The organism is Mesorhizobium sp. M6A.T.Ce.TU.016.01.1.1, from assembly GCF_003997065.1.
In the GTDB taxonomy this organism is placed as follows: Bacteria; Pseudomonadota; Alphaproteobacteria; order Rhizobiales; family Rhizobiaceae; genus Mesorhizobium; species Mesorhizobium mediterraneum.
In genome coordinates, this window is the sequence record NZ_RZTJ01000001.1 from 289,031 (window position 1) to 303,653 (window position 14,623).

The following is a 14,623-nucleotide window of genomic DNA, read 5'->3' on the forward strand; positions in this document are numbered from 1 at the left end:
GTGGTGAAGATTGGAGGAATCCAGCGCCTTCCTTTCACCAACATTTGCCCCGAAAAGGCCGCCAACGGTGCATTTTGGGGTTATTCCGGAAGCTTTGCGCGAACGGACCACAAGGGATGCCCATGGGCCAGCCGCCAGCCGTGCCCGGAAAATCTTAAGGACGTAACCATGGAAAATATCGCACTCGCCGAACCGGGCGCGCATTTGTCGATTTGGGCGCTGTTCATGCAGGCCGGCTGGGTGGTCAAGCTGGTCATGATCGGGCTGCTCTGCGCCTCGATCTGGACCTGGGCGATCATCGTCGACAAGCTCGTCGCCTATGGCCGCATGCGGCTCGCGCTCAATCGCTTCGAACAGGTGTTCTGGTCCGGGCAGTCGCTGGAAGAGCTTTATCGCACGCTCGCAGATCGCAAGACCACCGGCATGGGCGCCATCTTCGTCGCCGCCATGCGCGAATGGAAGAAGAGCTTCGAGAAGGGCGCGAAATCGCCGCTTGGCCTGCAGAACCGCATCGACAAGGCGATGGACCTGGCGCTGACCCGCGAAATGGAAAAGCTGGAAGGGCGGCTTGGTTTTCTCGCCACCACCGGCTCGGCAGCGCCCTTCATCGGCCTGTTCGGTACCGTCATCGGCATCATGACCTCGTTCCAGGCGATCGCCGCATCCAAGAATACCAGCCTGGCGGTGGTCGCGCCCGGCATTGCCGAAGCGCTGCTGGCCACCGCCATCGGCCTGCTCGCGGCCATCCCCGCCGTCATCGCCTACAACAAGCTGTCGTCGGACGCGAGCAAGATCGCCGTGCGCATGGAGGGATTCGCGGACGAGTTCTCCGCCATACTCTCGCGCCAAATCGATGAAAAAGTCGCGCAGAAGACCTGAGGAACAATCATGGGAATGTCTGTAGGCGCGGGTGGTGGTGGACGCGGTGGTCGTGGCCACAGGCGGCGCGGCCGCCATCACGCGATGATATCGGAAATCAACGTCACGCCGATGGTCGACGTGATGCTGGTGCTGCTGATCATCTTCATGGTCGCCGCACCATTGCTGACGGTTGGCGTGCCGATCGACCTGCCGGACACGCAGGCCAAGGCGATGAACGTCGATACGCAGCCGATCACCGTCTCGATCAATCCGGCCGGCCAGATATACCTCCAGGAGACCGAAATCCCGATCGAGGAGTTGGTGGCGAAACTGCAGGCGATCTCGAAGACTGGCTATGACGAGCGCATCTTCATCCGTGGCGACAAGTCGACAGACTATGGCACGGCCATGAAGGTGATGGCCCGCATCTCGGCCGCGGGCTACAAGAACATCGGCCTGGTTTCGCTGCAGGAACAGGATCAGTAGACGCAAGATGAGGACGGGCCTCACCACATCGGTGATCTTGCATACGGTAGCGTTGGCCTTCGGGCTGTTCACGCTGTCGTCGCCGCCTGCCATGCCCGCGTCCGACGTGGAATCAGTGTCGGTCGAGATCGTGCCGATGGAAGCAACCGCGCAGATTCTGCAAGGCGACAAGAAGGCCGTGATGCACGAGAAACCGGCGCCGGTGCCCACACAGCGCCCCGACATCGTTCCCGATGCCCAGAAAGTCGGCGAAAACAGCGTCGACACCGACAAGCCGATAACGCCGGAAGCCAGGCCCAACCCCGTGGATCTGGCTGAGGCGCCGCCGCCCGCGCCGACACCGAAAGAGAAGCCAAAGCCCGAGGATGTGCCGAAGCCGAAGGAACAGCCCAAGCCTGTTCCGGCGACGGAGGTCGCACCGGTCCCGCAGCCGAAGGAAGAGGTCAAGCCCGAGCCGGTCAAGCAGGCGGAGCCAAAGCCGACACCGGCCAAGGAGCCGGCGCCGACGCCGCCGCAGGACAAGACCGCCGCCATCGACCCGAAGCCCGAGGTCAAGCCGGACGCCGTCGCCGAAGCAATAACGAAAGAGCAGCCCACCGAGACGACGCAGCTTCCGGACTCTGCGCCTGCGCCGCAGGCGCGGCCGAAGCCGCAGCCGGCCCAGGCCGAAAGCGCCAAGGCGCCGGAGCGGAAGGACGCCGACAAGCCAGTCAAGGAAGCGTCATCCAAGCCGAAGTCGGAAGACAAGCAGTTCAACGCCGACGAGATTTCCGCGCTGCTCGACAAGCGAAAGCCGTCCGGCGGCGGCGCCAAGCGTTCAACCCAGCAGGCATCGCTCGGTGGCGACAAGGACCAGGGCCAGAAGCTTTCAAGGTCGGAGCAGGGGGCGTTGGAGGCCCAGCTTGGCGGTTGCTGGACGCTGCCGGCGGGGCTCGAGGGTTCGGAGAATTTCGTCGTCGTGGTCCGGTTCAACCTGGACGCCTCCGGCAAGCTGGACGGACGGCCGTCCGTCGAACAGTCGAGCGGAAACCGCCCGTTCGACGAAAGTGCCGTTCGTGCGGTTCAGAAATGCGATGTGGCCGGCCTGCAGGTTCCCGCGGGCAAACAAGACATCTGGGCCGACGTTCGGGTCACCTTCGACCCGAGAGAGATGCTGGGCCTGTAGGCCTAGCGCCCCTAAAATCATTGAAGAGAAGCGAGAAGACATGAAATCCATCCTCAAGCCGCTCCTGATGATCGCAGCGATGGCGCTGGGTATGACTGCCGCCGCCACTTTGCCGGCGCGGGCGCTCGTTGAGCTCAACGTCAACAAAGGCAATGTCGAGCCGCTGCCGATCGCCATCACCGATTTCCAGGGCGGCGATGCGCTGGGTGCGGAGATTTCCGGCATCGTCAGCGCAGACCTGAAACGCTCCGGCCTGTTCGCGCCGATCGACAAGAGCGCCTTCATCGAAAAGATCTCGAACCCGGATGCCACGCCCCGCTTCGAGGATTGGAAGGTGATCAATGCCCAGGCGCTGGTCACCGGCAGCGTCAGCAAGGAGGCCGACGGCCGCGTCCGCGCCCAGTACAGGCTGTGGGACACCTTTGCCGGTCAGCAGATGTCGGGCGAGCAGTTCTTCGCCAACGATGCCAATACAAGGCGCGTCGCCCATATCATTGCCGACGCCATCTATGAGCGGCTGACCGGCGAGAAGGGCTATTTCGACACGCGCGTCGTCTTCATCGACGAATCGGGCGCAAAGAATGCGCGCAAGAAGCGCCTCGCCATCATGGACCAGGACGGCGCCAATGTCCGCTACCTGTCGAACGGCAAGTCGATCGTGCTGACGCCGCGTTTCTCGCCGAACCGGCAGGAAATCACCTACATGTCCTATGAAAGCGGCCAGCCGAAGGTCTATCTGCTGCAGATCGAGACCGGGCAGCGCGAGCTGGTCGGCGACTTTCCCGGCATGACCTTTGCACCGCGCTTCTCGCCCGACGGCCAGAAGGTGATCATGAGCCTGCTGCGCGACGACGGCAATTCCAACATTTTCGCCATGGATTTGAGAAGCCGCTCGACGACCAGGCTCACCAATTCGGCGGCCATTGACACCTCGCCGTCCTATTCGCCTGATGGCAGCAAGGTGGTGTTCACTTCCGACCGCGGCGGCCGCGCGCAGATCTATGTGATGGGCGCCGACGGTTCGGGCCAGACCCGCATCTCCTTCGGCGACGGCGTCTATTCGACGCCGGTGTGGTCGCCGCGCGGCGATCTGATCGCCTTCACCAAGCAGACCGCCGGTGAATTCCAGATCGGCGTCATGCGCATCGACGGTTCGGGTGAGCGCATCCTTTCAACCGGCTTCCAGCAGGAGGGGCCGACCTGGGCGCCCAACGGCCGGGTGCTGATGTTCTTCCGCGATTCAGCCGGCGGTCCGAAACTCGTTTCGGTCGATCTCACCGGCCGCAACGAACAGTCGATCCCGACCGCGAATTTCGCGTCGGATCCAGCCTGGTCGCCGCTGCTCGAGTGAGAGGAATTGGAGAAATGAAGAATTGAAGAATTGAAGAGATGAAGAAAACGGGATTCCTCAACTCTTCAATTCACTCCTTTCCACGGCTTGGTCGCGTTTTAGCCGCATTTCCGCCTAGGGTCCGCGCACATTGTGGACCCCTTGGGCGGCCCCTGGCAAAACGGCTGCGGACGGCAGCCGAAACCAAATTTTAACCGTGTTTCTTGAACGCCGGTTAACCCAAACGTGGTTACTGGACGATCAACGAAATCACTCGAATTGCGAAGGAGAGGCGGCATGGGCCGTATCGCAGCACTTACCAGAAACCCGGTGATGATCGCGCTGGTGGCGTCGCTCGCCATCGCCGGTTGCGCCTCGAAGAAGACCCCGAACAGCGCCGCCGATCTCGGCCTCAGCGGCGCCGGCGCGGCAACGCCCGGATCGGCCCAGGACTTCACCGTCAACATCGGCGACCGCATCTTCTTCGACACGGATTCGTCCTCGATCCGCGCCGACGCGCAGACGACGCTTTCGCGCCAGGCGCAGTGGCTGAACCAGTATGGGCAGTATGCCATCGTCATCGAAGGCCATGCCGACGAGCGCGGCACGCGCGAATACAATCTGGCGCTCGGTGCCCGCCGTGCCGCCGCCACCCGCGACTTCCTCGTCGCCAGGGGTGTTTCCGGCCAGCGCCTGAAGACCATTTCCTACGGCAAGGAACGTCCGGTCGCGGTTTGCGACGACATCTCCTGCTGGTCGCAGAACCGCCGCGCCGTCACCACGCTCAGCGGCGCCGGTTCTTGATCGGCAATTCCTGATCGGCAGAAATGCAACACATATATGCGAAAGGCGGCGACGGCCGCCTTTTTCATGTCCGGCACCCGGATATGAGACTTGAAACAAAATTTGGCCGAAGTCCTGCGTCCTGCTAAGAGCCAAGGCGCCTGACGGTCCCACTCCGATCGGAAGGCATGCAACAGGCAAACAATTTCACGGCGAGAGGCACATGCATTTCAGATCGGTCTTGAGCGGCACGCTTGCGCTGCTGCTCGTATCAAGCGTCGCCGCACTTGCTGCCGGTACCGGGGCAAGCGGCAACGAGCAACAACCGTCGAAAGGCGGTTTTTCCTTCCACCTGCCGACGCTCGGCATTTTCGGTGAAAAGAAAAAGCCGGATCAGGTTCAGTTCGCACAGGATGGCACCGGCACTACCGCACTGCAGGAGCAGCTCCGGCAAATGAACGGCAAGATCGAGGAGCTCAACTTCCAGGTCCTGCAGATGCAGGAGCAGATCCGCAAGCAGCAGGAAGACAACGAGTTCCGCTTCCAGCAGCTGGAAGGCGGTTCGCAAGGCGCGCCGCAACCAGCGGAGCAGAAAAAGTCGGACGCCACCACCAACACCGACAGCAGCGTCGCCGAGGCTCCGGCGACGCATGCGCCGGCCGATACGGGCACACCGCCCGCCGGCGCCCAGGGCGAGGACGTCATCGTCGAATCGCCGACTGGCGAACCCGGCAGGGTGATCCCGGGCACGCCTCCGAAGACGTTCGGCACCATCACCGTCGACAAGAACGGCAATGTGGTCGACGCCGACGGCAACACGCAGGCACATGCACCGGCGCAGAACACCGCCCCAGCCACTAACGATCAAGCCGGCACGCAGGCTGGCAAGTCCGACAATACGGTGGTTGCGGCGCTGCCTGCCACCGACGACCCGGAGGAACTTTACCGCAACTCCTACCAGTTCATCTTGTCGGGCGACTACAGCACTGCCGAACAGGGCTTTCGCGACCACATCGCCCGCTTCCCCAAGGACGCCAAGGCGGCGGACGCGCATTACTGGCTGGGTGAGTCGCTACTTGGGCAGCAGAAATACCGCGACGCGGCCGAGACTTTCCTCGCCGCCAGCAAGGACTATCCGAAGGCCAAGAAGGCTCCCGACATGCTGCTGAAGCTCGGCGTGTCGCTGGTTGGATTGAACCAGCGCGACGTGGCCTGCGCCACTTTCGGCGAGATCGGCAAGCGGTATCCCAACGTTTCCGGCGCGCTTAGGGAACGCGTCAAGCAGGAAAGGGCGCTCGCGGCGTGCTAGTTTTTTTCTTGCATGTCGTTGCCCCGGACCCACTTTTGGGCGACATGCATTGATGCTCGAAACCGAGCCTGACCTTTCGATTTTTTCGCGGATCGACTTTACCAACGGCGCTGTTGCGGCCGTGTCCGGCGGCAGCGACTCCACCGCCCTTCTCCTTCTCATCAAAGATCACCTCGACCGCAGCGCGCCCGCAACGAAATTGCTGGCTGTGACGATCGATCACAATCTGCGGCCGGGCTCGGCGGCAGAAGCGCAAGCCGTGGCCAGGCTTTGCGCCGCGCGCGGCATTGCCCACCGCATTCTGGTCTGGTCCGGGCGCAAGCCGTCGACCGGCCTGCCGGCTGCCGCGCGAGAGGCCCGCTACCGGCTGCTGGCCGAGGCAGCGCAGGCGGAGGGCATCGGCCTGATCCTGACCGGCCACACTGCCGACGACCAGGCCGAGACCGTGCTGATGCGGCACGCGCGCCAAGAGGGGCCGCGAGAGGCAGGGCGAGGCCTTGCCGGCATGGCGCCCGCAACCCTTTACGACTGGCGGATCTGGATCGCTCGGCCGCTTCTCGGCACGCGGCGTGCGGCGCTGCGCGAAGTCCTGCGACGCGCGAACGTCGGCTGGGCCGAAGACCCGACCAATGACGACGAGGCTTTCGAGCGCCCGCGCATCCGCGCAGCGCTTGCCGGCGACAATGGCGCGCAGCGCGTGGCAGATGCGGTGGCGCTGGCCGCGCGGGCTGCGGTGGAGCGCGAACAGCTTGGCCATCGCGCGGCCGCGTTGATCCGTGGCTTTGCCAGCAGGCCGGCTGATGGCCTTATCCGTCTCGATCCGGGGTTTGCGACGGCCGGCGACGAGCCGGCGGCCGTCTACGCGCTGCGTATCCTGCTGGCGACTGTCGGCGGCGTCGCCTTTCTGCCCGACCAGGCGCGCAGCGAGGCGCTGCTCGACCGGCTGAGGGCCGCGCCATTTTGCGCCACATTGTCGCGGACGGTGGTCGATGCACGGCGTGCCGGCATTTTCCTGCGTCGCGAAACCCGCAACTTGCCGCCCGCTGCTCCTGCCGTGGACGATGCTCTCTGGGACGGCCGCCGGAGGATCACATTGGGCGACGAGCCAGGTGCATTTTTGATCGCGCCGCTCGGCGCGGCTCGTGCCGCAAAACGGGAAATTGCCGAAGACGGCACGCCGCCAAGCCTTGTCCGCGCGGCCCTGGCGGCCGAGCCGGCGTTGTGGCGCTCAAGTGGACCTCTTGGCGAAAGCCTTAGTCCGGTGCAGGACAGCCCGGCCTTGCCACGAATGGCGGCATGCCCGGTCGTCGCACCTTTTGCCCGCTTCCTGCCGTCCTTCGACCTGGCGCCGGCCGGAACTGTCGCCGCGCTGATCGGCGCGCCGCTCCTCCCTGCCACGCCTTTCAGCGGCCACACTGCCGGTTGATGATGGGCGAAAGCTTAACCGCGACATGCTGTTCTGCTTGGCAAGGGAGGACGCCATCCCTATGTTAGACCCAAGTTTCCTCTCACGACGCGTGTCCGCCAGCGGACGCCAACGGGACAATTGATGAATCCGAATTATCGCAATCTCGCGCTCTGGGCGATCATAGCGGTCCTGCTCATCGCTCTCTTCAATCTGTTCCAGACGCCGCAGACGCGCGGAGCAGCGAGCGATGTCCCCTATTCGCAGTTCCTGCAGGATGTCGCGGCCGGCCGGGTCAAGACGGTGACCATCGCGGGTGCCCGCATTTCCGGTACCTATACCGACACCTCTACCGGCTTCCAGACCTATTCGCCTGGCGATCCGTCGCTGGTTTCGAGGCTGCAGGACAAGAACGTCACCATCAATGCGCGCCCTGAATCCGACGGCTCCAATTCGCTGTTCGGCTATCTTATCTCCTGGCTGCCGATGATCCTCATCCTTGGCGTCTGGATATTCTTCATGCGCCAGATGCAGTCCGGCTCCGGCCGCGCAATGGGCTTCGGCAAGTCGAAGGCCAAGCTTTTGACCGAAGCGCATGGCCGCGTCACCTTCCAGGATGTCGCCGGCGTCGACGAAGCCAAGCAGGATCTGGAGGAGATCGTCGAATTCCTGCGTGATCCGCAGAAGTTCCAGCGGCTTGGCGGCAAGATTCCGCGCGGCGTGCTGCTTGTCGGCCCTCCCGGAACCGGCAAGACGCTGCTTGCCCGCTCAGTCGCCGGTGAAGCCAACGTGCCGTTCTTCACCATCTCCGGCTCGGACTTCGTCGAGATGTTCGTCGGCGTCGGCGCGAGCCGCGTCCGCGACATGTTCGACCAGGCCAAGAAGAATGCGCCCTGCATCATCTTCATCGACGAAATCGACGCGGTCGGCCGCCATCGCGGCGCCGGCCTCGGCGGCGGCAATGACGAACGCGAGCAGACGCTGAACCAGTTGCTGGTCGAAATGGACGGCTTCGAATCCAACGAAAGCATCATCCTGATCGCTGCCACCAACCGGCCGGACGTGCTCGACCCGGCGCTGCTCAGGCCCGGCCGTTTCGACCGCCAGGTGGTGGTGCCGAACCCCGACATCGTCGGCCGCGAGAAGATCCTGAAGGTGCATGTGCGCAACGTGCCGCTGGCGCCCAATGTCGACCTCAAGGTGATTGCACGCGGCACGCCGGGCTTTTCCGGCGCCGACCTGATGAACCTCGTCAACGAATCCGCCCTGATGGCAGCACGGCGCAACAAGCGCCTTGTCACCATGGCCGAGTTCGAGGACGCCAAGGACAAGATCATGATGGGCGCCGAGCGCCGCTCGTCGGCCATGACCCAGGCCGAGAAGGAACTCACCGCCTATCACGAGGCCGGCCACGCCATCCTGGCGCTGAACGTGCCGTCGGCCGATCCGCTGCACAAGGCGACCATCATTCCGCGCGGCCGGGCGCTTGGCATGGTCATGCAGTTGCCGGAAGGCGACCGCTATTCGATGAGCTACAAATACATGATCTCGCGCCTCGCCATCATGATGGGTGGCCGCGTCGCCGAGGAGTTCAAGTTCGGCAAGGAGAACATCACCTCGGGCGCCTCCTCGGACATCGAGCAGGCAACCAAGCTGGCGCGCGCCATGGTCACGCGCTGGGGCTTCTCCGACAAGCTCGGCCACGTCGCCTATGGCGACAACCAGGAGGAAGTGTTCCTCGGCCATTCGGTGGCGCGCACGCAGAACGTCTCGGAAGAGACGGCGCAGATCATCGACGCCGAAGTGCGCCGGCTGATCGACGAGGCCTATTCGACGGCGAAATCCATCCTGACCAAGAAGAAGAAGGAATGGATCGCGCTGGCGCAGGGGCTGTTGGAATATGAGACGCTGTCAGGCGAGGAGATCAAGCAGTTGATCGCCGGCCACAAGCCCGCCCGCGATCTCGGCGACGACACGCCGCCGAGCCGTGGCTCGGCCGTGCCGAAGTCCGGCAGCCGACGCAAGAAGGGTCCGGAGCCCGAAGGCGGCATGGAGCCTCAGCCGTCAAGCTAGGGTCCGGCCCAAGAGGTTGATTTCGAAAACGCCGCGGCTTGGACCGCGGCGTTTTTTGTTCAGGAGGTGGAGAGGACTGCGGAATTGTCCGCGACCTGTACCCGACCTGCAACGTTGGCGATCGGCGAAAGCCGGTGTGGCGGCCAATCTCCCCCCTCGTGGGGGGAGATTGGCAGCGTCGTCGATGGCGCCTCCTTGCAACGCAAGAGTGGCCTCTCCTGAAGCGGCGAACAAAAAAGCCCGCGAACCTTGCGGTTCGCGGGCTTTCGTTCAGATGCTGCTATCTATCAGCTCTTCAGCGCGGCATTGCACAGGCTGTAGAAGCCGCCGCCCTTCTGGATCCACTTGAGGCCGCCCAGCGCGTTGGCGTCCTTGTTGGCGTAGTACTGATCGAGGCAGGTATGCATACGGCCTTTGGCCGGGGTCTCGGTGCCATATTTCTGGGAGATCGCCTTCGGAAACTTCACACCTTGGGGAGCGGTGACGGTCGGTGTTTCCGGGTCGCTGGTGTAGCTCGCCTCATCGGCAGCCGGCACGGTGTCGTCGTCCGATGCGCCGGCACCGCACTGGCTCTTGCGGAAGTCGTTCCACTTCATGCCGTTCAGCGTGTTGCCGGTCTTGGCCGCCTGATACTTGGCGCTGCAGTCCGCCATGCTGAGGCCTTTGCCGGCGTCAGCAGTTGCCGCTGCCTTGGTCGTCGCTGCGGCTGGTTCTACCGTAGCGCTGCCGCCGGCGGCACATGCGCTCTTGCGGAAGTCGTTCCACTTCATGCCGTTCAGCGTGCCGGCAGCCTTTGCAGCCTGGTATTTGGTGCTGCATTCTTTCGCCGTCAGGCCCGGTGCCGAGTCATCAGTGGCCGCTGCCGTCGCAGCCGGTGCTGCCGCGGCCGGTGCTGCCGCAGCGGTAGCGCCGGCGGTGCATTCAGTCTTGCGATACTGGTTCCAGGTCAGGCCGTTCAGTGTGCCGGCGGCCTTGTCTGCCTGATACTTGGTGCTGCACTCTTTCGCCGTCAGGCCCGGCGCGACGTCATCGCCAGTGGCTGCTGCCGCCTTGGTCGTCGGCTTGGCGGGTTCTGCCGTGGCGCTGGCGTCGGTGCCGCATTCGGCCTTGCGGAACTGGTTCCAGTTCTGCCCGCCAAGTGTTCCGGCGTCCTTGGCCGCGTTATACTTGGTGCTGCACTCGGCCATGGTCAGCGCATTGGCAGGCGCCGCCAGGAACAAGGTCACGACGGCAAGACCCGTCAAAGTGGCAAGTCGATGGATGAGCATGCATTTTCTCCCTACAGCGGTTCATGATATGTCCCAGCAAATCAATAGCGCTCAACGGCTGGTTGCGCCAGATGCCAAGTAGCGTAAAAAGTGCCGGAAAGTGTATTCTTTCCGATAAGGTGATGAAATCGTTGCCGGGCGCTGTCTCGCAGCCAAGTTTTTCCGGGTGCATTTGCACGGAGAGCGCGTATATAGCGGTTCGCAGTCAGGAGACTGCCTCGCATGACAGCCAGTCGAACCGGCTGGTGCGGCGGATCCTGAATTCACCTCGGTCTGGAGCAGAACGACGCGCGGATTCCGAATTCAAAGCCATACTGACACACATCAAGAATCCAGATGCGGTTTGAGTTGAAGTTCCTGAACGCTGCTGCCGCAATCAGAGCAGGGAACTTGAAAATCAATACAGTGGCGTGACACAAAACACACAAAACAACAATTTTCTAAGGATTGGAGGCATATAATCATGCATTGTGATGATAGGGCTCGGGCCAATTTGTGGCATGACGTGCCGGGAAAGAACCATCGGGAAGCTGACTAGCATGGCAGGAAGTTATTTCGGCACGGACGGCATTCGCGGGCGCGCCAACAGGTTTCCAATGACGGCGGAGATCGCCATGAGGGTCGGCATGGCCGCTGGCCTTTCGTTCCAGCGCGGCAATCATCGCCACCGCGTCGTGCTCGGCAAGGACACCAGACTTTCCGGCTACATGATCGAGAATGCGATGGTGTCGGGCCTCTGCGCCGCCGGCATGGACGTGTTCCTGCTCGGCCCGATTCCGACGCCCGCAGTCGCCATGCTGGTGCGCTCGTTGCGCGCCGACATCGGCGTGATGATCTCGGCCTCGCACAATCCTTACTATGACAACGGCATCAAGCTGTTCGGCCCGGATGGCTACAAGCTCTCCGACGAGATCGAGGAGCGTATCGAGGGGATGCTCGACAAGGATATCGAGCTGGCGCTCGCCGATTCGGACGGGCTCGGCCGCGCCAAGCGCGTCGACGGCGTCCATGACCGCTATATCGAATTCGCCAAACGCACGCTGCCGCGATCGATGTCGCTTTCCGGCCTCCGCATCGTCGTCGATTGCGCCAATGGCGCTGCCTACAAGGTGGCGCCCGAGGCGCTGTGGGAACTCGGCGCCGAGGTCGTCGCCATCAATGTCGATCCCAACGGCTTCAACATCAACAAGGAGTGCGGCTCGACCCATCCGGCCGGCCTGCAGAAGAAGGTGCACGAAGTGCGCGCCGATATCGGCATCGCGCTCGACGGCGACGCTGACCGCGTCGTCATCGTCGACGAGAATGGCGCGATCGTCGATGGCGATCAGATCATGGCGCTGATCGCCGAGTCCTGGCATCAGAGCGGACGGCTGGCCGGCGGCGGCGTCGTCTCGACGGTGATGTCCAATCTCGGCCTCGAACGCTTCCTCGGCGACATGAACCTGCAGTTGCACCGCACCAAGGTCGGCGACCGCTATGTCGTCGAGCACATGCGTGCGCACGGCCTGAATGTCGGCGGCGAGCAGTCTGGCCACATCGTGCTGTCCGATTTTTCCACGACCGGCGACGGCCTCGTCTCGGCGCTCCAGGTGCTCGCCTGCATCAAGCGGCAGAACCGGCCGGTCAGCGAGCTGTCGAAGAAGTTCGAGCCGGTGCCGCAGCTTCTGAAGAACGTCCACATTTCCGGCGGTAAGCCGCTCGAGGAAGCCCCGGTCAAGGCAGCGATCGAAGATGCACGCCACCGCCTGGGCAAGGCCGGTCGCCTGGTCATCCGGCCATCCGGCACGGAGCCGCTCATCCGCGTCATGGCGGAAGGCGACGACCAGCAACTGGTCGAGGCCGTCGTCAACGACATCGTCGAGATCATCTCGGAAACACGCAGCGCCGCCTGATCCTGCAGCTTTTGCTGGTCTGAAAAGCCCGCCTTCCGGCGGGCTTTTTCGTTGGGTTGCAGGTCAACGCTGCCCGTAGTTTCCTCGAATTCTAGAGATTCATGGTTAAGCGATACGGTTAAACGCCTTTTAACTTTTCCAATTCATTATCCACGACTGAAGCCAATCACATTCGGACGCGTTCGCTGTGCCGAGGGTTCTCAGGGGTGACAAGCATGTTCAATACAGCAAGAATGGCCCTCTTTGCCGCGCTGTTCGCGGGCGTAGCCGGACCAGTGTTCGCCGCCGACTTCGTCGAGCCGCCCGTGATCGAGCCGGCCCCGCCACCGGCCGTCTACGAGCAGCCGGCCGAATATGGCGGCTGGTACATTCGCGGCGACATCGACTATCATTGGTCGAAGTTTCGCGGCGCCGACTACATCACCTACGGTGACACACCCGGTACCGGCCGCTTCGACAGCGGCAAGCTGGAGAGCGCCTTCTCGGCCGGTGCCGGCGTCGGTTACCAGATCAACCAGCATTTTCGCACCGACCTGACCGCGGACTGGATGAGCAAATCCGATTTCCGCGGCTCGACCAGCGGCTTCTGCGGCATCAACCCCTGCACTTCGACCGACACGTCGTCTTATACGGCGCTGCTGCTCCTGGCCAATGCCTATGTCGATATCGGCACCTGGCACGGCATCACGCCTTATGTCGGCGCCGGCATCGGCGGCGCCTGGGTCAAGTGGGACAAGCTGCACAACACCATTGACGACGATACGTTTGAGCATAGCGGCGGCAAGGGCTGGCGCTTTGCCTATGCGGCGATGGCGGGCGCCTCCTACTGCCTGACCGATCGTGTCAAGCTCGATCTCGGTTACCGCTTCAGTCATATCGAAGGCGGCAAGATGTTCGACTTCGCCAGCGATGTCGGTCCCGGACATGACAAGGGCATCAATGTGCACGAAGTGCGCGGCGGTCTGCGCTATCAGTTCGGCAACTCCGGCTGCGCCCAGCCGGAACCGATCGCCTATGAACCCGAACCGGTCTACACCAAGTAATCGCTTCGACAGCAGGTTTACGGACCGCCCGGCAAAGCCGGGCGGTTTTCGTTTGTGTCGGGAAGCTCATCAAAATCAATTCGCTAACGTCCTGTTATCCTTAACCGCCACTTAACCACTATGGTTAACAATGCTCTCAAACGGCGCTTGCGATTGCGATGGCGCCACCTTCGGGAGCCGGATCATGACAGTCAAATCGCGCATAGCGCTGGCGCTTGCAGCAATCGCCCTGACGCCGCTGTCGCAGGCACTCGGCGCCGACTACGACCCGCCGATCTATGTCGACCAGGCGCCGGACTACGTGCCGGTCGAAGTCGGTTCGGGATGGTATCTGCGCGGCGATGTCGCTTATTTACCGGAAGAGAGCTTCGAAAATGAGGATTTCGCCTTCACGCCGGCGAGCTTCAGCGACAAAGAAGATCCGATCTTTGCCAGCATCGGCTTCGGTTACCATTTCAACGACTATCTGCGTGCCGACCTCAATCTCGGCTATCTGCCCGGCAACGAGATTGGCATCGGCTATGACGATTCAGCGATTGCGGCAGAGGCGACCGTGGCATCAGCATCCCTGGAGAACTACGCCTTTTCGGGCATGCTCAATGGCTATGTCGATCTTGGCACCTATGTCGGGATCACGCCCTATCTCGGCGCGGGTATCGGCGTCGTCCAGAGCAAGCGCAAGCTTTCGGCGAGCTATTTCACCGACAATGATGACCCCGCCGACGATTTCGTTCTGCAGGACAACAAGACCCAGTATTCCCTTGCCTATACGCTGAATGCGGGCCTTGCCTATCGAGTGTCCAAGAATGTCTCCGTTGATCTGGGCTATCAGTATTTTTCCGCGCCCGACGCCGAATATGCCACCGCAGAGGATCTGGATTCGTATCCGATCCGCAAAGGGATCAGCAATCATCAGGTCAAGATCGGGTTGCGTTACGACCTCTGGTAGGAGCCGCGCAGGCGACAATCAAGACGGCGGATCTTCGGGTTCGCCGTTCGTGTTTTTAG

The 14,623-nt window shown here is 62.7% G+C and carries 12 protein-coding genes; 11 read left to right on the forward strand and 1 reads right to left on the reverse strand.

Annotated elements, in window-relative coordinates; genetic code table 11:
* The first annotated feature begins 168 nt into the window (after positions 1-168).
* From tolQ to ftsH, 8 genes are all read left to right on the forward strand, one after another.
* Entirely contained in the window at positions 169-879 is a 711-nt protein-coding gene (gene tolQ / locus EOC94_RS01505; RefSeq protein ID WP_095487401.1) for a protein TolQ, read from the forward strand.
* 9 nt (positions 880-888) lie between these two features.
* On the forward strand, positions 889-1,347 hold the full coding sequence (tolR, locus tag EOC94_RS01510; RefSeq protein ID WP_095487399.1) for a protein TolR: 459 nt from the start codon (positions 889-891) through the stop codon (positions 1,345-1,347).
* Between the two features lie 7 nt (positions 1,348-1,354).
* The gene (locus EOC94_RS01515; RefSeq protein ID WP_127288385.1) at positions 1,355-2,512 is read left to right on the forward strand and encodes an energy transducer TonB; all 1,158 of its coding nucleotides are present in this window, start codon (positions 1,355-1,357) and stop codon (positions 2,510-2,512) included.
* 40 nt (positions 2,513-2,552) lie between these two features.
* Positions 2,553-3,863: a Tol-Pal system beta propeller repeat protein TolB gene (gene tolB / locus EOC94_RS01520; RefSeq protein ID WP_095487395.1), complete on the forward strand. Its 1,311-nt coding sequence runs from the start codon at positions 2,553-2,555 to the stop codon at positions 3,861-3,863.
* A 276-nt stretch (positions 3,864-4,139) separates the two neighbouring features.
* Positions 4,140-4,646 carry a peptidoglycan-associated lipoprotein Pal gene (gene pal / locus EOC94_RS01525; protein ID WP_095487393.1) on the forward strand — a complete coding sequence of 169 codons (507 nt, stop codon included), beginning with the start codon at positions 4,140-4,142 and terminating at the stop codon, positions 4,644-4,646.
* A 202-nt stretch (positions 4,647-4,848) separates the two neighbouring features.
* Positions 4,849-5,934: a tol-pal system protein YbgF gene (gene ybgF / locus EOC94_RS01530; RefSeq protein ID WP_126104541.1), complete on the forward strand. Its 1,086-nt coding sequence runs from the start codon at positions 4,849-4,851 to the stop codon at positions 5,932-5,934.
* A 52-nt stretch (positions 5,935-5,986) separates the two neighbouring features.
* Positions 5,987-7,360: a tRNA lysidine(34) synthetase TilS gene (tilS, locus tag EOC94_RS01535; RefSeq protein WP_127288386.1), complete on the forward strand. Its 1,374-nt coding sequence runs from the start codon at positions 5,987-5,989 to the stop codon at positions 7,358-7,360.
* A 123-nt stretch (positions 7,361-7,483) separates the two neighbouring features.
* On the forward strand, positions 7,484-9,412 hold the full coding sequence (gene ftsH, locus EOC94_RS01540; RefSeq protein ID WP_065011263.1) for an ATP-dependent zinc metalloprotease FtsH: 1,929 nt from the start codon (positions 7,484-7,486) through the stop codon (positions 9,410-9,412).
* A 287-nt stretch (positions 9,413-9,699) separates the two neighbouring features.
* On the opposite strand, the gene EOC94_RS01545 is transcribed toward ftsH, so the two are convergent.
* The gene (locus tag EOC94_RS01545; protein ID WP_127288387.1) at positions 9,700-10,680 is read right to left on the reverse strand and encodes a hypothetical protein; all 981 of its coding nucleotides are present in this window, start codon (positions 10,678-10,680) and stop codon (positions 9,700-9,702) included.
* Between the two features lie 539 nt (positions 10,681-11,219).
* Between EOC94_RS01545 and glmM the strand changes: the two genes are divergently transcribed.
* The 3 genes from glmM (at position 11,220) to EOC94_RS01560 (ending at position 14,564) form a co-directional block, all read left to right on the forward strand.
* Positions 11,220-12,572, forward strand: coding sequence for a phosphoglucosamine mutase (gene glmM, locus EOC94_RS01550; RefSeq protein WP_127288388.1), 1,353 nt, complete (start codon positions 11,220-11,222; stop codon positions 12,570-12,572).
* A gap of 215 nt (positions 12,573-12,787) precedes the next feature.
* Positions 12,788-13,615 carry an outer membrane protein gene (locus EOC94_RS01555; RefSeq protein ID WP_127288389.1) on the forward strand — a complete coding sequence of 276 codons (828 nt, stop codon included), beginning with the start codon at positions 12,788-12,790 and terminating at the stop codon, positions 13,613-13,615.
* Positions 13,616-13,799: 184 nt separating this feature from the next.
* A complete protein-coding gene (locus EOC94_RS01560; protein ID WP_127288390.1) occupies positions 13,800-14,564 on the forward strand; it encodes an outer membrane protein in 765 nt (254 codons plus the stop codon).
* Positions 14,565-14,623: the final 59 nt, after the last annotated feature.